Annotated in this window: 18 protein-coding genes; 13 read left to right on the top strand and 5 right to left on the bottom strand. The window is 45.8% G+C overall.

All coding sequences use genetic code 11. From position 1 onward, the window contains the following. Positions 1–6: 6 nt before the first annotated feature. The 3 genes from bioD to FTD44_RS03080 are packed head-to-tail and all read right to left on the bottom strand — an operon-like array spanning position 7 to position 2,353. Positions 7–624, bottom strand: coding sequence for a dethiobiotin synthase (gene bioD, locus FTD44_RS03090; RefSeq protein WP_222165108.1), 618 nt, complete (start codon positions 622–624; stop codon positions 7–9). 9 nt (positions 625–633) lie between these two features. Then, a complete protein-coding gene (locus tag FTD44_RS03085; RefSeq protein ID WP_222165107.1) occupies positions 634–1,740 on the bottom strand; it encodes an aminotransferase class I/II-fold pyridoxal phosphate-dependent enzyme in 1,107 nt (368 codons plus the stop codon). Next, positions 1,733–2,353 carry a hypothetical protein gene (locus FTD44_RS03080; RefSeq protein ID WP_222165106.1) on the bottom strand — a complete coding sequence of 207 codons (621 nt, stop codon included), beginning with the start codon at positions 2,351–2,353 and terminating at the stop codon, positions 1,733–1,735. Before FTD44_RS03080 ends, FTD44_RS03085 begins: the two co-directional genes overlap by 8 nt. A gap of 63 nt (positions 2,354–2,416) precedes the next feature. Here FTD44_RS03080 and FTD44_RS03075 point away from each other — a divergent pair, with 63 nt between their 5' ends. Next, complete coding sequence (locus tag FTD44_RS03075; RefSeq protein ID WP_222165105.1) at positions 2,417–3,913, top strand: aminotransferase-like domain-containing protein; 1,497 nt, start codon at positions 2,417–2,419, stop codon at positions 3,911–3,913. A 55-nt stretch (positions 3,914–3,968) separates the two neighbouring features. Continuing rightward, the gene (gene aat, locus FTD44_RS03070) at positions 3,969–4,598 is read left to right on the top strand and encodes a leucyl/phenylalanyl-tRNA--protein transferase (protein ID WP_222165104.1); all 630 of its coding nucleotides are present in this window, start codon (positions 3,969–3,971) and stop codon (positions 4,596–4,598) included. Positions 4,599–4,643: 45 nt separating this feature from the next. Here aat and rlmD read toward each other — a convergent pair whose 3' ends face one another. Further along, the gene (rlmD, locus tag FTD44_RS03065) at positions 4,644–6,056 is read right to left on the bottom strand and encodes a 23S rRNA (uracil(1939)-C(5))-methyltransferase RlmD (protein ID WP_222165103.1); all 1,413 of its coding nucleotides are present in this window, start codon (positions 6,054–6,056) and stop codon (positions 4,644–4,646) included. Between the two features lie 124 nt (positions 6,057–6,180). On the opposite strand from rlmD, the gene FTD44_RS03060 reads away from it, so the two are divergent. The 8 genes from FTD44_RS03060 (at position 6,181) to murB (ending at position 14,296) form a co-directional block, all read left to right on the top strand. Next, on the top strand, positions 6,181–7,623 hold the full coding sequence (locus FTD44_RS03060) for a thioredoxin-like domain-containing protein (RefSeq protein ID WP_222165102.1): 1,443 nt from the start codon (positions 6,181–6,183) through the stop codon (positions 7,621–7,623). Positions 7,624–7,697: 74 nt separating this feature from the next. Further along, entirely contained in the window at positions 7,698–9,524 is a 1,827-nt protein-coding gene (locus FTD44_RS03055) for a tetratricopeptide repeat protein (RefSeq protein ID WP_222165101.1), read from the top strand. 38 nt (positions 9,525–9,562) lie between these two features. Next, the gene (locus FTD44_RS03050) at positions 9,563–10,384 is read left to right on the top strand and encodes a DUF3108 domain-containing protein (protein WP_246625318.1); all 822 of its coding nucleotides are present in this window, start codon (positions 9,563–9,565) and stop codon (positions 10,382–10,384) included. A 14-nt stretch (positions 10,385–10,398) separates the two neighbouring features. Next, complete coding sequence (locus tag FTD44_RS03045) at positions 10,399–10,950, top strand: Crp/Fnr family transcriptional regulator (protein WP_222165100.1); 552 nt, start codon at positions 10,399–10,401, stop codon at positions 10,948–10,950. A 57-nt stretch (positions 10,951–11,007) separates the two neighbouring features. Further along, positions 11,008–11,526, top strand: a complete 519-nt coding sequence (locus tag FTD44_RS03040) for a DinB family protein (RefSeq protein ID WP_222165099.1) — start codon at positions 11,008–11,010, stop codon at positions 11,524–11,526. A gap of 99 nt (positions 11,527–11,625) precedes the next feature. Next, entirely contained in the window at positions 11,626–12,132 is a 507-nt protein-coding gene (locus FTD44_RS03035) for a DUF2480 family protein (RefSeq protein WP_222165098.1), read from the top strand. A 29-nt stretch (positions 12,133–12,161) separates the two neighbouring features. Beyond that, positions 12,162–13,244 carry an Ldh family oxidoreductase gene (locus FTD44_RS03030; RefSeq protein WP_222165097.1) on the top strand — a complete coding sequence of 361 codons (1,083 nt, stop codon included), beginning with the start codon at positions 12,162–12,164 and terminating at the stop codon, positions 13,242–13,244. A 35-nt stretch (positions 13,245–13,279) separates the two neighbouring features. Continuing rightward, complete coding sequence (gene murB / locus FTD44_RS03025) at positions 13,280–14,296, top strand: UDP-N-acetylmuramate dehydrogenase (protein ID WP_222165096.1); 1,017 nt, start codon at positions 13,280–13,282, stop codon at positions 14,294–14,296. A 63-nt stretch (positions 14,297–14,359) separates the two neighbouring features. Here murB and FTD44_RS03020 read toward each other — a convergent pair whose 3' ends face one another. Then, the gene (locus tag FTD44_RS03020) at positions 14,360–15,835 is read right to left on the bottom strand and encodes a hypothetical protein (RefSeq protein WP_222165095.1); all 1,476 of its coding nucleotides are present in this window, start codon (positions 15,833–15,835) and stop codon (positions 14,360–14,362) included. A 128-nt stretch (positions 15,836–15,963) separates the two neighbouring features. Here FTD44_RS03020 and FTD44_RS03015 point away from each other — a divergent pair, with 128 nt between their 5' ends. From FTD44_RS03015 to FTD44_RS03005, 3 genes are all read left to right on the top strand, one after another. Next, positions 15,964–16,779: an enoyl-ACP reductase FabI gene (locus FTD44_RS03015; RefSeq protein WP_222165094.1), complete on the top strand. Its 816-nt coding sequence runs from the start codon at positions 15,964–15,966 to the stop codon at positions 16,777–16,779. 63 nt (positions 16,780–16,842) lie between these two features. Next, on the top strand, positions 16,843–17,952 hold the full coding sequence (gene porQ, locus FTD44_RS03010; protein ID WP_222165093.1) for a type IX secretion system protein PorQ: 1,110 nt from the start codon (positions 16,843–16,845) through the stop codon (positions 17,950–17,952). Between the two features lie 59 nt (positions 17,953–18,011). Next, the gene (locus tag FTD44_RS03005; RefSeq protein WP_222165092.1) at positions 18,012–18,995 is read left to right on the top strand and encodes an MlaD family protein; all 984 of its coding nucleotides are present in this window, start codon (positions 18,012–18,014) and stop codon (positions 18,993–18,995) included. Positions 18,996–19,079 lie beyond the last annotated feature (84 nt).

Raw genomic sequence — 19,079 nt, 5'->3', positions numbered from 1 at the left:
GTTAGTTTAAAAGAATTTGATTTGTTGTGCAGCAGCAGCAATCGTTTCGAGATTGATGTCTGTCAGTTCTGGTATGTGAATCGCATGGGCGCCTCGCGGCAGGTGCCTGTACAGGACCCTGAACGTATCAGGATCAAAATTGCCATTGAACACCATATAGTCCAGCGGAATATTGCGCTGCTTCAGCGTTTCAATAGATAGTAAAGTATGGTTGATGCAACCCAGGTAATCCCTGGCCACCAGTGCCACAGGTGCATTGCATAATTGTATGAGGTCGATCATAAAATGATCGTCAGACAATGGAACCCATAGTCCACCGGCACCCTCGATCAGCAGTTTTTTTCGATAATCCGGTATGGTAAAGTCCGAAAGTTTTATGCAGATTTCCTCCGCTGCAGCTGCATTATGCGGGGATGCTGCTTTTTGCAGGCGGTACCTTTCGGGATGCGTATGTATTTTGCCCGAACAAAGGGTGGATACCGTTATGCTGTCGGAGCAGTGCAGATCACCTGCCTGTACCGGCTTCCAGTATTCTGCTTCAAAATGCAGGGCCAGTATCGCGGAACAAATAGTCTTTCCTACGCCGGTACCGATACCGCTGACGAATAAGGTCTCTCGTGTCATGTCAATATTTTATAAGAAAGCCGACACCGTTGTAGCCAGCAGCTCAATTTCATGGGGTAGGTTATAGCTGTGCAGGCATATCCTTAATCGCTCAGTACCTGCCGGCACTGTAGGGCTGCATACGGCATAGCAGTTTATTCCCTGTTTCTGTAATGTCTGTTTCATTTTTTTGACTTCCTGTACGCCGGGGCAGTTAATTGTTTGTATAGGTCCTGCCTGGTCTTGAGCGCTTAGTTTATACCCCTTCCAGTGCAGGATATTATCTTGTAATTGTTGTTGTGCTGTGGCATCTGAAGACAACAGTGTATAAGCGGCCTTTATCGCGAGCCACTGGCTGTCAGGCGCAGCAGTGGTATAGATCAGCGGACTGGCTTTGTTGATCAGGTATTGCTTTACCGGTTCGGGACACAGTATAGCTGCACCGTGGCTGCCCATAGCCTTTCCATAAGTAATAGTAGTAGCCAGTACCTGCTCCTGTAAGGCAAGCTGGTGTACCAGTCCCAGGCCGAATATGCCCACCGCATGTGCCTCATCTACGAGCAGGGCCGCACCATACCGGGTACATAACTCCGCTATATCCTGCAAGGGAGCCAGATCGCCGTCCATAGAATACAGGCTTTCGATGCCCACAAAGCAACCGCCGGAGGTCTTCTTAAGTTTGGATTCCAGGTCATTGCAGTCATTATGCCGGAACTTCCAGCGGGTAGCAGGGGAGAGGCGGCAGCCATCATGTACCGAACGGTGTATATACTCGTCCAGGATAAGGGTATCGCCCCGCTGCGGTAAGGCCGACCATAAGGCCAGGTTAGCCATATAGCCCGAAGGGAATAATAATGCCGCCGCACTTTTATGCTGCGCCGCAATGAATGTTTCTGTATGCTCAGCCAGTAAAGAGTTTCCGCTAATCAGCCGCGAGCCCGTACTGCCGGAGAGTACTGCCGGATCCTTTTGTATATCTTGTGCCAGCTGCTTGTGCAACTTGCGGTTCCGGGCAAAACCGAGGTAATCATTAGAACAAAAATCTATCCCCGTTGCCGGTTGCTGCAGGCTTCTTAATGTCTGCAGACTGGCCGCGGTATCAAGGTATTGGTCTATATGCCGGAGAATATTATGCATATACCGGTTTCACCTCCTGTTGCAGGCGCTCTATCCATTGATTGAACAGGGTCTGTTCTATAGCTGCAACCGCAGCTGCATACTCCTCCCAGACAGGAGAAAAGCGTTGTAATTGCTGGATCATTTCTTCAAGATGCCCCGCTTCTTCCAGGATAATGGATTTCACCATTACCTTATGCCCTTGTTCAGTCAGTACCTGCTGGTACACCGGATATAATTCATCTGCACGGACCTCGATCGCATAAGTAACAAAAAGGTAGGCAGCATATTTAAGCGCTTTCCGGTCCAGTTCAAAGTGTTGCAGGAGATATTTACAGGCCAGAATGTCCAGGCGATGCAGGTATTGGCGGGTAGCCACCGGGGCCAGCAGGTGATCGGCATGGTAGTCCGGGCAAAGTGCCGGGTCGATCTTGCTAATCTGCTTTTTCAGATAGTAAGCATGACGATGCTCTTCTGCAGCGTGTTTCAGCTGAATGATGTCCACCTCCGTTTCATGCTCACAGGCCGATATTTTGCGGGCACCGGCATTCTCCATAAAGGAGAGTGTGTTCAGCCAACGGGCGTGTAACTCCGGATTTGACGCGACCTGTTGCAGCAGTTCATAAAAGCTCATAAGCGTATTTTGCGCCAAAAGTAGTATATTGCCGGTCTGTCACGATGTGCCAGTTTTTATATTATGAGTAGTCCGGTTGAGATCCCATATAAGAGTTTTGTACAAATCGTTCGTGACCTGGAGACCCCGATCTATATGCAGGTGACCCACCAGTTAATACAGGCGATACAGCGGGGGTACCTGCCTGCCAACACCCGGCTGCCGGGTACCAGGGCGCTAAGTGCCCTACTGGATCTGCACCGGAATACCGTTGTGGCAGCTTATGAAGAACTGCTGACACAGGGTTGGGTAGAAGCGAGACCCAATAAAGGGACCTTTGTTATAGGTACACCGGCCGGTAAAGGGCGGAAATTGTCCGGACTATCTGGTGGTGTTATGTCCTGGTCCGGATATCCGCAGGAAACCGGCTTCACATTTCAGAAGACCAATCTGCTGGATAATCCTTTTGAGCATTCAGAATGCACCCATGTCTTTAATGATGGTATACCCGATATCCGTTTATCGCATATCGATCAGCACTCCCGCTGGTATAGCGCGCAGTTGAAACGAAGAAGCACTAAGAAAATGCTGGGGCACTATAACCAGGACGGTAGTGAATTTTTTAAAAAGCATTTAGCTAATTACCTGAACCTGTCCCGGGGGCTGCATATCTCCCGCGAGAATCTGCTGATCACCCGCAGTACAGAAATGAGTATTTATATAGCCTCAGAAATATTGCTGAACAAAGGAGATATCGTACTGGTAGGGGAGTTAAGCTATTTTGCCAGCAATATGATTTTCCAGAAATCCGGTGCGGCGATCAAAACCGTATCCATAGATGAGGAGGGAATTGATGTGGCGGCAGTAAAAGCCATGTGTGAGCAATACCCCGTGCGTATGTTATACCTTACACCGCATCACCATTATCCCACGACGGTTACGCTTAGTGCTCAAAGGCGGCTTGCCTTGCTGGAGCTGGCTAAAACCTATGGCTTTATTATCCTGGAGGATGATTATGATTACGACTTCCACTATGATAAAAATCCGGTATTGCCGCTGGCCAGTGCCGATACACATGGCATGGTAATCTATGTAGGTTCGTTCGGCAAATCACTGGCGCCGGGCTTTCGTACCGGTTTTATTGTAGCACCGCAGAACCTGATGGTGGAGATGCGCAAACTGCTGGGCATTATAGACCGGCAGGGAGATATCGTGATGGAGCAGGCCCTGGGTGAAATGATTGCCGAAGGGGAGATACATCGCTACCTGAAGAAATCACTTAAGATATACGAACAACGCCGTGATGATTGTACTGCGCTGTTACAGCAGTATCTTGGAGGCCATATACGCTTTCAGAAGCCTTCCGGAGGCCTGGCGATCTGGGCTGAATGGGCCGCACCTGTCAACCTGAGCCAGGTCAGTAAAATCTGTGCCCGCAGCGATTTATTTATTCCCAAAACGATATTGTACCAAAACCGTAATATTACCGCTATGAGGCTGGGTTTTGGAGACCTGAACGAGACGGAAATGGAGAAGGCAATCGCTATTCTGGCGAAGGCAGTAAGTGACCTGGCTCAATAGCTTATGGTTTTTTATCAATCCTGACATTTTAAAATCATTACCGTAATTGAATTATATGATCATTTTACCCCCACATTTTACCCGATTTCCTGATGTATTCCATGCCGACCCGGATGGTCTACTCGCGATTGGCGGCAACCTGGAATGTGAAACCCTGAAAAAAGCCTATCAGCATGGGATATTTCCCTGGTATAGCGAGGGGGAGCCGATCTGCTGGTATGCTCCGCCCGAGCGTTGTGTGATTGTGCCGGAGCAGGTGAGGGTAAGTAAAAGTATGCAGAAATTGCTCCGGAGCGGGCGTTTTCAGGTCACCTTTGACCAGGCCTTTGAGCAGGTGGTCAGGCAATGTGCGCAAATAGAGCGACCGGGACAGGATGGTACCTGGATCATACCGGAAATGCAGGCTGCATACCTCCGGCTGCACCAGGCTGGGCATGCTCATTCGGTAGAAGTATGGGAGCATGGATCGCTGGTAGGGGGCATGTATGGTGTGGTGGTTAAGAATGTTTTTTGTGGTGAAAGTATGTTTAGCGGTGTTAGTAATGCTTCCAAGATGGCATTGATCTGGCTCTGCCGGCAGGGGAAGTTTAGTTTGCTGGACTGCCAGATACCTAACGATCACCTGATGAGCCTGGGGGCCATTATGATACCACGGGACGAGTATAGACGATACCTGGAAAACTAAAGGCTGCTCCTATGGGAGCAGCCTTTAGCAAATGAGATACTATGTCTATTTTAATTCCAGCAGCACCACATTCTCGATATGGTGTGTATGCGGGAACATATCTACCGGCTGTATTTTGAGTACTGCATAAGCCTCATCCAGCAATTGCAGGTCACGGGCCTGTGTGGCAGGGTTACAACTTACATATACCACTCTCGGTGCGCGCATTTTCAGCAATTGCTGCACCAGTTTCTCATGCATACCGGCACGTGGAGGATCGGTAATGATCACATCCGGACGGCCATGTTCTGCAAAAAAGGCATCAGTAGCAATATCTGCCACATCACCGGCAAAGAAAGCACAATGCTCCAGGTTGTTCCAGGCTGCATTGATCTTGGCATCTTCAATAGCATCTGCTACGACCTCAATACCCACTACTTTTTTCGCACCTTTAGAACAGAAGATACCGATACTTCCCGTACCGCAGTACAGGTCATATAGCACCTCTTCTCCGGTCAGGCCGGCAAAGTCGCGGGTGATCTGGTACAGTTTTTCTGCCTGTTTAGTATTGGTCTGGAAGAATGATTTCGGCGATATTTTGAAACGGAAGTCCTCCAGGTATTCCTCGATATAAGCCTTGCCATGATAATTGATCACGTCCAGGTCATAGATCGTATCGTTCTTTTTACCGTTAATAGTATAGTTCAGTGAGCTGATCTCCGGGAATTGATCCTTCAGCGCATCCAGCAGTATAAACAGCTCCGGGCGTTTATGGTGTACGATCAGGTTTACCATAACCTCTCCGGTAGTGGCTACCCTTACGATCATATTACGCAGCCAGCCTTCCTGTTTTTTGAAATCATAATAAGGAAGATCGTGCTCCTTGGCCAGCTGGCGCATCAGGTTTTTGATCTTATTAGAGGGCTCTGGTTGCAGATAGCAGGTTTCGATATCCACCACTTTATCAAACATACCCGGTGCGTGGAAACCAAGAGCTGGTTCCCGTTCGATCACCTCTCCCTGGGCTGCATCGATCTGCTCCTGGGTCAGGTAATGTTGGGTAGAGAAGGTGAATTCCAGTTTATTACGGTAAAATTCGGTGCGCTCACTACCACAGATTGTCATAATCTCCGGTAATGCTACATTACCGATACGGCGCAGTTGATCGGCAACCTGTTGTTGTTTATATTCTGTCTGTTTATGATAAGGAAGCATCTGCCATTTACAGCCACCACATACTCCGAAATGCTTGCAAAAAGGCTCAACGCGCTCCGTTGCAGGGCTTTCAATTTGCATCACTTTAGCCTCTGCATAACTTTTTTTATTTTTTAACACTATCAGCTTTACAGTGTCTCCCGGCACACCACCCTGTACCAGCAAGGTTTTCCCGTCTTCCAGGTGTGCTATGGATTTACCCTCGGCAGCATATCGTTCCAACCTTATGCCGCTGAGGATTGTCTTTTTATTTTTACGTCCCAATGTATATATTTGTAAGGTTAAACCTTTGCAAATTTAGGCTGATTTTTCCGATGGGAAAATTTAGTTTTTTAGATTTGAAGGATGTATGCTTAATACAGAAGACTCATAACAGTAATTTTCAACAATGAAGAAAATCTTATCCGTACTTACTGCCCTGGTGGCCATGACAGGCGCCGCTCAGGCACAAAAAAACGGTTATACCGTAAAAGTCAATTTTTCAGAACCGATCACTGACAAGTACGTTTACCTGGCACACTATTTCGGGAAAGGACTTCCTACCATTTATAAAACAGACTCCGCCCAGGTGCAGAATGGCACCAGTGCTACGTTTCAGCATAAAGATAGCATATTAGGCGGTATTTATGTGGTGATGTATAAGGAGCGCGGAGCCTTCTTTCAGTTATTGCTGGACAATGGTTACGATGTAGAAGCTACCGTTGGAGCAGACCACAGAGCACACTTTGCTAAAAATGAGATCAATAAAGATTTTGAGGCCCATGAAACCTTTATGGTAGGACAGGCGGCTAAGCGTAAAGCACTGCAGGATGAGGCCTCCAAAGCCAAAACAAAATCCGATACCACTAAATTGCAGGAAAAGTATGAAAAGCTAAGCCAGGAAGATAAGGCCTATCGCAGAAAATACTTTGGCAGCCATCCGAAAAGCTTGCTGACACAGATCTTCAGAGCTATGGATGCTCCGGATATAGATAAGAAAAAGCACTACATGGCCGACGGTAAGACCGTAGATTCTATGTATGCACTGAATAATTACAAAGCCCACTTCTGGGATAATTTTGACTTTACCGATAACAGGCTGGCCAAAACGCCTATTCTTGATGGCAGATTGAACGAATACTTCTCCCAGCTGGTATACCCGGTACCGGATACCATTAATATGGAGATGGACAAACTGCTGAAGAAAGCGGAACCGGCCCAGGAAGTATATAAATATATCCTGCACTGGTTGGGTAATTATACTGCCGAGAGCAAAATGATGGGTGTGGATGCCTCCTTTGTACACCTGGTAGAAAACTATTTTGGTAAAGGAAAGGCTTACTGGCTCGACACTGCCGGTGTAAACCGCTACCTGGACCGTGCTGCTAAAATTGCACCGAATGTATTGGGCAATCCGGCGCCGGATGTAACGCTGCAGGATTTAACGACCTTACAGGATGAGAGTATCCGCAGCGGGAATTCACCGTATACCTTACTGATCTTCTGGTCTCCGCAATGCGGTCACTGTATGGAAGAGATGCCTAAAATCATTGACCTGTACAATACAGATCTGAAAAAATATGGTGTTCGCGTGGTATCTGTACCAACCGACGGCGATCGTTCTGAATTACTGAAGTTCAATGCAGATCACAAGATCACAGAATGGAAGACGCTGGTAGATGCAAAAAATAAGCTGGAATACAAACCGCTTTATGATGTATACAGCACTCCGAAAATCTACCTGCTGGATAAGGATAAAAAACTGGTAGGCAAGAGTCTTTCGAGTGGTACTATCCTGAAAGTAGTAGAGTTTGAAGAAGAAAAGAAAGCCAGAGCAGCAAAAAAATCATAAACGATAAAAAGCGAAGTCCACGGATTTCGCTTTTTATCGTTTATATAAGGTAAGATTACCTAAATTAGCACTGGATGAACTGGACATACTGGAAATATGGTTTAATAGCTGCAGCAATGTGGTTGCTGTCGGTACCGGCAATGGCACAGAGTACCCTGGAAGCAGAGCGGAATGCACAGATGATGCTGAATAATAAAGAGTATGATAAAGCATTACCCCTGCTGAAGGAGCTGTATGTGTCTGCACCTTTCGATAAACGATTTTACGACAATTACCTTTCTGCATTACTGCAGACGAAAAATTATGATACCGCAATAGCCCTGGGGCAATATATGAGCCGCATCCGCCGGGAAGACCTGAGTATTATGGTTGATATCGGAAATGCATTTGAATTGAAGGGAGATGCGAAATCGGCCCGACAGTATTACGATCAGAGCCTTACCATGCTGAATGGCAATGAGTTTCAGGCTACGGGCCTAGTGGGTGCTTTCCGGTTTTATAAGAATGCGGACTATGAGCTCAAAACAATGGAAGCCTTCCGGGATAAAGTGCGGAATCCATACATTTTTAGTTACGAACTGGCATTACTGTACGACCAGAAGGGAGAGACGGATAAGGCCGTGACACTGCTGCTGGAATCCATCGCAGCACAGCCATTCTCCATAGAAAATGCGAAGAACTCCATAGACCGTATCATACAGGGGAATCCTAAAAAGGTCAAAAAGTTTGAAACGGCTTTGTCGAAAAAGCTGAATCAGGAATCAAATAATTATTTGTGGAAAGAGTTGTATGCCTGGTTGCAATCCGGTAAGGGAGACAAGTCTGAGCAGTTGAAAGAAATGATACAACTGGATGAAGGCCAGCAAAGGCAGGGTGGACTGGTGATGAACTGGGCCAAAGAACAGTATCAGAAAGAAGAGCATGAGCTGGCACTGCAAGGTGTACGGTATGTAATACAGCTGAGTAAGATCAGTCCGTCTTATATGCAGGCACGACAATTGTACCTGATCATTATGCAGGAAAAGCTGGAGCATAGCTATCCCATAAATATGGCCATGTTGCAGCAATTGCAGCAGGACTATAGCTCATTTATACAAGAGTATCCGCAGTACAGAAACAATGATCTTGTACTGGACTATACCGGAAATATGGCTTTATATGAGCATCAGCCAGAGATCGCTATAGATACTCTGGAGCATATGCTGGAGCAGCCCTACCTGGCGCCCGATCTGCAGGGAAAGATGAAACTGGCTCTGGGTGATTATAACATCCTGACCGGCAAGATCTGGGATGCCGCACTACTCTATGCACAGGTAGATAAAACCTTTAAAGAAGATTACCTCGGAGAGGAAGCCCGCTTTCGCAATGCCAAACTTTCTTATTACCGTGGAGACTTCGATTATGCACAAGGGCAGTTATCTGTATTAAAAGCGTCGACATCCGAATTGATCGCCAATGATGCCCTCTACCTTTCAGTGCTCATCACAGAGAATACACCGGAAGATAAAGATTTTACGGTGCTCAAACGCTTTGCCAAAGCAGATCTGCTGTTGTTTCAGCATAAATATGATGAGGCAGATGGATTGCTGGACAGTATTGCAAAAGCCTATCCAGATAATGACCTGCAGGATGATATAGCCATGCAAAGGGCTAAAATCGCCATGAAAAAACAGGATTATTACAAAGCAATCGACTATCTGCGCATCATACAGGACAAGTACAGTGATGATGTGCTGGGCGATGATGCCACGATGAAACTGGCCGAGATATTTGAAGAACAGATAAAAGATAAGGGTAAGGCAAGGGAGCAGTACGAACACCTGATCACCACTTACCCGGGCAGTACCTACATACAACAGGCCCGCACCAGATATGATGCTTTGAAAGGCGACACACCTTAAACTAAACCATTGCGGTAAATATAGGTCTAAAAGGCCATATGAATGTTTGGAAGGAAAGAATGAAGAAAATACTGATCATTATTGTTTTACTCCTTGGGTTTACGATCGGGGAGAGCAAAGCCCAAAATGTCTTTTGCGGCTTAAAGAACCGTGTTGTCAAATCCGGGGAGACGGTGAACTTTACCGTTTATTATAACCTGAGTGCGGTATGGGTGGCAGCGGCCAAAGCCAGCTTCAGTACCAAGCTGGAGACCCTGGATGGACGTCCTGTTTTTCATGTGACCGGGCTGGGCAATACCATTAAGTCTTATGACTGGATATTCTCTGTAAAGGATAAATACGAGACCTATATTGACACGACAACCATGTTGCCGATGAAGTTTGTCCGTGATATTCATGAAGACGGATATAAACTGTACCAGTATGTACGGTTTAACCAGGCGCAGAAAAAGGCCTATACACTTAATAATAAAGTCTTCGATGTGCCGGCCTGTGTCCAGGATGTACTCTCAGCGGTATATTATGCCCGTAATATAGATTACAGCCGTTATAAACCCGGCGATAAAATACCGTTTGATATGTTTCTTGACGATCAGGTATATCATCTGTATATCCGCTACATGGGTAAATTTCAAATCACAACAAAGTACGGAACTTTCAACACCATCAAGATTAAACCGCTGCTCGTAGAGGGTACACTCTTCAAAGGTGGTGAGAAAATGGAGGTGTATGTGAGTGACGATGATAACCATATCCCGGTTCGGATCAGCAGTCCTATCCTGGTGGGTAGTATTAAGGTAGATATGATGGGCTACAGCGGACTGAAGTATCCCTTATCCTCACTGGTGAAAAAGAAATAATAAAACAGTAAAGATTGGACGTAATAGACAAACATATTTTCGACAAGTATCCGATAGATCACTATGGCGCAATCTGGGACAAACTCGTTCCGGTGCATTTTGGCCGGAAGACTGTATTGCCTAAAGATATCCTGTGTTTCCTGCAGAAAGGTTTGATACGCAAAGCAATAGTAGATAGCACTTCAGATCCTGAAATCGATATTTCTGTTGATTTTTTTCTTGAGGGAGATATTTTTACCGCAAAAGCTGATAATGAGGTCGAGCGCCAATTTAGCTACCAACCGATCAGTAAGGGTGTATTATGGTACGTTGCTATGGATGAAGTCCGTAAACTGTTTTTGGAATCAAAGCTGTGCAGTGCCACGCAAAAAGTATTTTTAGAAGAGCAGCTGCGGGCGAAAGTGCTTCGGGAAATCCAGTTGCTTAAATCAACTCCGGAGGAGATGTATCTGTTCCTCCTGAAACATACACCTCTTTTTATACAATACGTCCCGCTTAAATACTTGTCCTCCTATATAGGTGTAACGCCACAGGCGCTGAGCCGCATCCGCAGGCGCATTTCTTAACCAGGGTTCATTGTTTGCTTATAGCATTTTACCGTTCTTCGTAGTAAAATCAGCTATATGAAAAAGCAGGAATTAATTGCGGTTTTTGTCGCGAATCATCAACAGGTAGTTCAGTATATTGATGGCCTGGAGGATAGTAAATTCTCTTATCGCTATCAGGATAAATGGACCGCTGGGGCGCATTTAGCGCATATCTTACTGACTATAACCCCTTTTCCTAAGGTCTTGTCCTCTAAAGAATTTATCAGAGCACAATTCGGGACGGTTGACCGGCAGACCTGGGATTATGAGACTGTTTTGCATCACTATGCACAAACCAGCTTAAAAGCGCCGGAGTCATATCTGCCCAAAGGCGAGGTGCTGTACCAGCAAAAGGCAGCCATTATTTCTGGTATTCAGCAACATCTTACCGATATAGAGAATCTGCTGCGCAATTATTCCGAAGAGGAACTGGATACCCTTAGTTTACCACATCCCTTGCTCGGAAAATTAACGATACGGGAAATGTTCTACCTTATGTCCTATCATCCAGTACATCACCAGAGGCAAATAGAACGAATACTGGAAATGTACTGATCCCTCAAATGCCAATTAGAGGGCATAGGCTTGATTTCGATTAAGGCGAAAAAGAAATAATCTATATCATTTCCTTTTGCGAAGGCTTATCTTTGCAGGATGGAAACTATTGTAAATAAAGTTGCTGAGAGTGGTATCCTTACCCTCAACCTGGAGCATTTATTACCTGCTGCAGATACACTGGCAATATTTGATATAGCCCCTTATTTATTTAAAGGCATGATCCTGCGTGAAAAAGATTTCAGAACCGCATTGCAGGAAATGGATTGGGCACCTTATGCTCATAAAAAAGTAGCTGTCTATTGCTCTGCAGAGGCCATTATACCTATGTGGGCTTATATGCTTATCTCCTCCTGGTTATACAAATGTGAGGCCGCGCCTTTTCATGGCAATGAAGCGCAGTTAAAAGAACAATTGCTGAACCAGGCCATTGATGCACTGGACGTACAACCCTATACTGATGGTCGTGTAGTAGTGAAAGGTTGTGGTGATGTACCCCTGCCGGAGAGTGCCTTCCTCAGAATAAGTGCACGCCTGTTGCCGGTTGTTAAAAGCCTGATGTATGGTGAGCCTTGCTCGACCGTGCCCATTTACAAGAAAAAATAATTCAGCAGATTATACCGTTTTCAGCTTTCATGAAATATACATACCAGCATTTATACGATTTTGCTTATTCCGTATTTACAAAGATCGGTTGTCCGGAAGCCGATGCCCATACTGCAACCAAAGTATTACTCAGCGCCGATCTCAGGGGCGTAGACAGTCATGGCATTGCCCGGCTGATCGGGTATGTACGGCTTTGGGAAGTAGGCAGGGTAAATGCTACTCCAGAGATAAAGATCGTGCATGAAACACCCTCTACCGCAGTGGTAGACGGAGATCGGGGACTTGGGCTTGTTGTTGCACCATATGCCATGCAGGTTGCAATCGAAAAGTCGCGTAACGCCGGTACCGGATGGGTAGCGGTTAAGAACAGCAATCACTTTGGTATTGCCGGCATTCATGCAATGATGGCGCTGGAGCATCAGATGATCGGTATGGCTATGACCAATGCCAGTGCGCTGGTTGCCCCCACATTCTCTACAGAACGGATGCTGGGTACCAATCCTATCGCTTATGCGATTCCGGCAAAGGAGCAGCCCCCTTTTGTAGCTGATTTTGCTACAACTACAGCAGCCAACGGCAAGCTGGAAATATTACAACGTAAGAAACAGGATACGCCTGCGGGTTGGGTGCAGGATGCAGATGGTAACCCTTCTGTAGATGCCAATATATTAAAACAACAGGGGGCACTATTGCCCCTGGGTGGAGACCGTGTACATGGTAGCCATAAAGGTTATGCCCTGGGTAGTATTGTAGATATACTATCCGGTGTACTCAGCGGTGCCTCTTATGGCCCCTGGGCACCACCATTCCCGGCCTATGTGCCTTTGCCGCAGAATATGCCCGGCGAGGGGTTAGGGCATTTCTTCGGCGCTATGCGCGTAGATGCATTCCGTCCGGAATCAGAATTCCTGGACCAGATGGATAACTGGATCGGTCGTTTCCGTAATGCAGAAACTATACCGGGCGAAGAGCGGGTACTGATTCCCGGTGATCCGGAACGCGAAGCGGAAGCTGACCGACTGCAAAACGGTATTCCTTTACATGAAGATGTAATCGCAGACCTGCAGCAGCTTTCTGATAAGTTTTCCGTAACCATGATACAGGCCATATAGGCCTATTTACTCCAGCGTTTTAAGCCATAGACACTATGTTAACTGTTCAACAGAATATAAACTTACAAAGCCTGAACACCTTCGGGATGCCGGCGCATGCACCATTCTTTTCCGTGATCCGTTCTGCAGCAGATTGTGAGCAGATACAGCAGCATATACCGGAAGGCTATCCTGTGCTGCCATTGGGCGGGGGCAGTAATATGCTCTTTACACAAGATCCGCATGCTTTCATCCTCAAAAATGAGATTAAAGGCATAACGCTGGTTAAAGAAGATGAAGGATCAGTATGGCTGGAAGCCGGTGCCGGAGAGGTATGGCATGACTTTGTATTGTACTGTGTGGCGCATGGCTATGCCGGTATAGAGAACCTGTCTTTAATACCGGGCACCGTAGGAGCCGCGCCCATACAGAATATCGGTGCATATGGAGTAGAAGTGAAGCAGGTAATAGAATCCGTTACCTACTGGAACTTTGACAAGCAGGTATTTGAAACCCTGACTAATGAAGCCTGTAATTTTGGTTACAGAGACAGCATATTTAAAGGAGCCCTTAAGGGAAAATTCCTGGTTACAAAAGTATTATTCCGTTTATCCAAGGCGCCATACTTTAATATTTCATATGGTAATATAAAAGAAGAACTGGAACAGCAGGGTATTACAGACCTTAGCCTGAAAGCCGTTTCTGATGTGGTGATCCATATACGCCGTACCAAACTGCCCGATCCGGCAGTGATCGGTAATGCCGGTAGCTTCTTTAAAAATCCGGAAGTACCCAAAGCAACTTATGAAGCCCTGAAAGCCGATTGTCCGGCTATTCCGGGATATGTAGTGTCTGATACGGTTACGAAAATACCGGCGGCTTGGCTCATTGAGCAATGCGGCTGGAAAGGCTTCCGTGAAGGTGATTATGGTGTACATCAGCGTCAGCCGTTGGTGCTGGTCAATTACGGACAGGCAAAGGGTAAGGATATTTACCGCTTGTCTGAGCGGGTGATCGCATCGGTAAAAGATAAGTTCGGCATCAGCCTCGAGCGTGAGGTACAGATTATATAATATTCAGCATATCTGACAATAAATAAGGGGCTTCATGTGAAGCCCCTTATTTATTGTCAGTCATTAATACTGCAATCTTGCAAAAGATAGTTTCTTGTTTGATTTTACAACCGGTATCACCAGTTCTTTATTGTCGGTCTGTACACTCATTTTAGGTAACCATAAACCATTTCCTTTCATGGTTGCTGCGATATCTTTTTCCTGTAGCTGACCGTCCATATTCAGTGCAGATACCTGCAATTTGATGCTGTTGCGCTGAATGTCATTGTAGGTAAATACCAGCTGGGCGCCGCTGTTCAGCATATTGTAAGAAGAGTAGGTGCCGTAATCGTCAATAGTGCGCTGCTGTTTGCTGATGGCATTATACCAGTTGTTGACAAAGGTATTATTGAAGTCCATGATCAGGATGTCACCGTAATTGTATTCTGTATAGCTGGTGCTGGCCATACCCATTCCACCGAATCCCATACTGTAAAAACCACCGTTATACATACCATTATTGGTGGTACGTGTAATGCTATAAGAGGCCTCTGCAGTGAGTATGCAGCCGCCATCATTTTTGATCACGATATCTTTAACACGGTATTCATTCAGCAGGCGGCGGTCGCGGCCTTTGTAATTGCGCAGCATGCTGGTGTCAAATGCGGTGAATGTTGCCGATACCGGATCTGTGCCGGATTGCAGGCCTACTGTACCCATATAGGTACCTTCAATCACACCATTACTGTTGCTTTTATAAAATCCGGCAAAGTACAGCTGATCGCTGTGCGCCAGGTCTTCTTTAAGAAACACGCCGCTCAGAAACTGGTTTTTAAGTTCTAATGGTTTGATGCTTACTTCGTTCTTTCCTTCGCTTTTCCGGATGGTATAGATCGCTGCGGAAGAGATAGACTGGTCGCGGCTCGAGCTCAGATCGCTTACGTTCAGTACTATGGTTCCGTTGTCCTGCAGCAGGATCTGTTCTATATCCATATTGTTTTTGCATTCCGCTTTGCCCGAAAGGCTTTGTGTTGCCAGGTTCGGGTCAATGAGCATGATATGGTACTGCAATTTATTATCTCTTACCTGGTATCCTACAAGAGCCATTTTCTGCCGATTCTCAGAAATCACAAACTGGTAGCGGGTTTTGCTGACCCCGAAAAAGTTTTGTTGCTGCTCATCCAGGTTTTTAGGTTTGCCGATAAGGCGGGCCTGCCCGTCCAGCTGGGCGGCATAATAATGTTCTGTGCTTCCGGACATGGCACTGTATAACAGGATAATCTTATTTTCCATGGGGACCACCGAGATCTGTTTCGGTTTTTCCGGCATAAAACTCAGCGAGACAATCGCCTTACGATTCATCTGCTCATCATACAGGTCAATGAATGATTCATTCTTCTGCGTGTAAAAAATGGCCAGGCGGTCACCGCTCCATCCGCCGATTTCAAACAGGTCTTTAGCCACATTAAAATCCTGTGGGTTGGAGTAAAAAATAGTCTGTGCCTGAACCCCGTTGAGGGAGCCGATTAACCAAAAGCAAAGTGCTAATATTCTTTTCATAACCAATCTGTCGATTTAATTAAAAGTAATGAACTATTCACAAAAGTAATGATGTTGTTTAAATTAATCCCATGTCTATGACCATGCATATCCATTGATTTTGTTATTTTTACCCAAATATTCTCTTCATGGTACCTCAATTATTACAAGGGAAGAAAGGCATCATCTTCGGTGCACTGGATGAGCGCTCTATTGCCTGGCAGGTAGCGCTTAAGGCAGTGGCACACGGCGCGGATATTATCCTGACCAATGCCCCGATTGCCCTGCGCATGGGCAAAATCCATGAACTGGCAGCTTTATGTAATGATGCCCCGGTGATCGGTGCCGATGCGACCAATATTGCAGACCTTGATGCACTGTATCAGCAGGCTGTGGACCATTTTGGAGGGAAAATTGATTTCGTGCTGCATTCTATAGGTATGTCTCCGAATGTGCGCAAAGGCTTTCCTTACGAAGCCACCAATTATGATAATTTCCTGAAGACACTTGATGTCTCTGCATTATCCTTTCATAAGCTGCTGCAATCGGCCCTGCAACAGGATGCGATTAATGAATGGGGATCGGTGGTAGGATTGAGCTATATTGCAGCCCAGAGAGCATTTCCCGGGTATAACGATATGGCCGATGCCAAATCCATGCTGGAAAGCATTGCCCGCAGCTTCGGTTATATCTACGGTAAGCAGAAGAAAGTAAGGGTCAATACCATCTCTCAATCGCCAACGGTGACTACAGCCGGCAGTGGGGTGACGGGTTTTGATAAGTTTTTTAATTATGCAGCAAAAACGGCACCTTTGGGTAATGCAACTGCTGATGCATGTGCCGATTATTGTATTACCCTGTTTAGTGACCTTACCCGGTATGTAACTATGCAGAACCTGTTTCATGACGGCGGATTCTCCTTTACCGGTGTGAGTACCGATATTATTGACGCTTTGTACCCATAAATTTCAGCTTTTGTTTATCAGTCGGGCGTATACACTTTACAGCCTGTTTTTCGTTTCCTTATTATGAATATTAAATACTGTACATATATCTCTCTTGCCTTACTAACCGGACTGAGCACTGTTGATGCCTCGGCACAGGTAGTAGGAGGGGCGAGGGCATTTGAATTTTTGAATATGTCCAACAGTCCGCACGTCTCTGCATTAGGAGGTCTTGCGCCGGCCAATCCGGAGGCTGATGTCTCTCTGGCAATGCAGAATCCATCTCTGTACAGACCCGGTATTCACAACCAGCTTTCGGCAAATCATAATCTTTATTATGCAGATATCGGGATCACCAATCTGCAATATGCATATCATTCCCCTAAACTGCAGACTACCTTTGGGGTGGGGGTACAGAGTATCAACTATGGTACCTTTCAGGCAACAGATATTTACGGAAGCTACCTGGGTACGGTGAGGGCCAGCGATTTTGCCTTAAATCTGTCTGCTGCCCGCCAGTATAAAGAACACTGGCGCTATGGGGTTACTCTAAAATGGGCACATTCCACACTTGCCGACCGTTCGGCCAGTGCGCTGCTCGGAGATGTTGGGGTTACCTATTTTGATACAGCCAGGGGCATTACGCTGGGTATTGTGGCCAAAAACATGGGCGTTACCCTGAAACGGTACAACCCGAATAATCCGGCAGAACCATTGCCGTTTGATCTGCAGATAGGGCTGACCAAATCACTCAAAAATGTACCGCTGAGGTTATTTGTGGTTGCACACCACCTGTACCAGTGGGATATCCGTTATAACAACCCGGCAGATAAGAAAAGCAATATTTTCGGAGCAGATACCACTGCAGATGATAAAACATACTTTGCTGATAAGCTGTTCCGCCATCTCACGATCGGCGGAGAGCTGACTATTGGTAAGCGCCTGGGTATTTCCGTGGCTTATAATCACTTGCGCCGTAATGAACTGAGTACCCTGGAAACTAAGGGTCTTGCCGGTTTTTCTTTTGGTGCAGGGCTATACCTCAATAAATTTCAGGTGCATTATGCGCGCTCTTTTATGGCTACCGCCGGAGCGTATAATGAGTTTGGCCTGAATATTGCTTTGGATAAACTGTTTAAGGTCGGTTCCAAAACAGAACCGTGGCACTGGAACAATGATTATCCTAATTGGTAATCATTTATTTTGATGGTGGTGTTAGATATTTGGCTATTTTTGGGCCCTAAAATCTTTATATGGCAGAAGGTAAAAAAAATAATGAGGTTAAGATAGGCTTGCTGGCCCTGGGTGCCATTGTCGCATTATTCCTGGGTTTTAATTTTCTGAAAGGAAACAGCTTGTTTGCTAAAGATAAAGAATACTACGCCTATTACGAAAATGTAGAAGGATTGACTACCGGTAGTAAAGTGCTGGTAAATGGTTATAAAATTGGCAAAATCTCAGATATTGAGATGACCGAAGATCAGAAATTCAAGGTTAAAATTACCGTTACAGATGAATTTAAAGTTCCGGTTGGCTCCTTATTACAGGTGACTTCATCAGGCTTATTATCTGAGGTGAAAAACCTGGAATTGATTGCCGGCAAGAGTGCGCAGATAGCACCGGAAGGCGCAGTGCTGAAAACAATGGCCGGTTCCGGTATGATGGATCAGTTGTCTGAAAACATGCCTTCTGTAATCAATAATGTAAACAGTGTAATGGCTAATGCAGATACCCTGATGGCCAACCTGAAAGGTGTGGTAACACCAAGTACAGGACAGCATATCGATCAGAGTGTAGCGGCACTGGAAATCACGATGAAGCAGCTGGAAGTATTGTCCAGAGCTTTATCTCAGCAATCCGGTACCATTACTACGGTTATGGAGAATGCCAATATGACCATGAAAAATACCAATGCACTGACGGCTAATCTGGCTAATAATAATGCTAAGATTAATGCAATTCTGGAGAATGCACAGGTAGCCACCACTCAGTTATCACAGGCCAAAATCCAGCAGACGATTGATAACCTGGAGGCAACGACTAATAAGCTGAATGGTCTGATGACCAAACTGGATAATAAAGACGGTACAGTAGGCATGTTGCTGAATGATCCGAAACTGTATGAAAACGTGAACAAGACGGTTAAAGAATTGGGCGAACTGTCTGCCGATCTTAAGGCACATCCATCACGCTATATCAACATTTCGGTATTCCCGTCAAAAGCAAGGAAAGACTAAAGAACTTAATAATATAAATGGAAAGATCTCATACAGGCCGTATGAGATCTTTCCATTTATAAGCTGTTGTAAAATGTACTATTT

The sequence above is a fragment of the Edaphocola aurantiacus genome (assembly GCF_019797745.1).
GTDB lineage: Bacteria > Bacteroidota > Bacteroidia > Chitinophagales > Chitinophagaceae > Edaphocola > Edaphocola aurantiacus.
The sequence above is the reverse complement of the archived record's forward strand: the minus strand, read 5'-3'. Positions and strand labels throughout refer to the sequence as shown.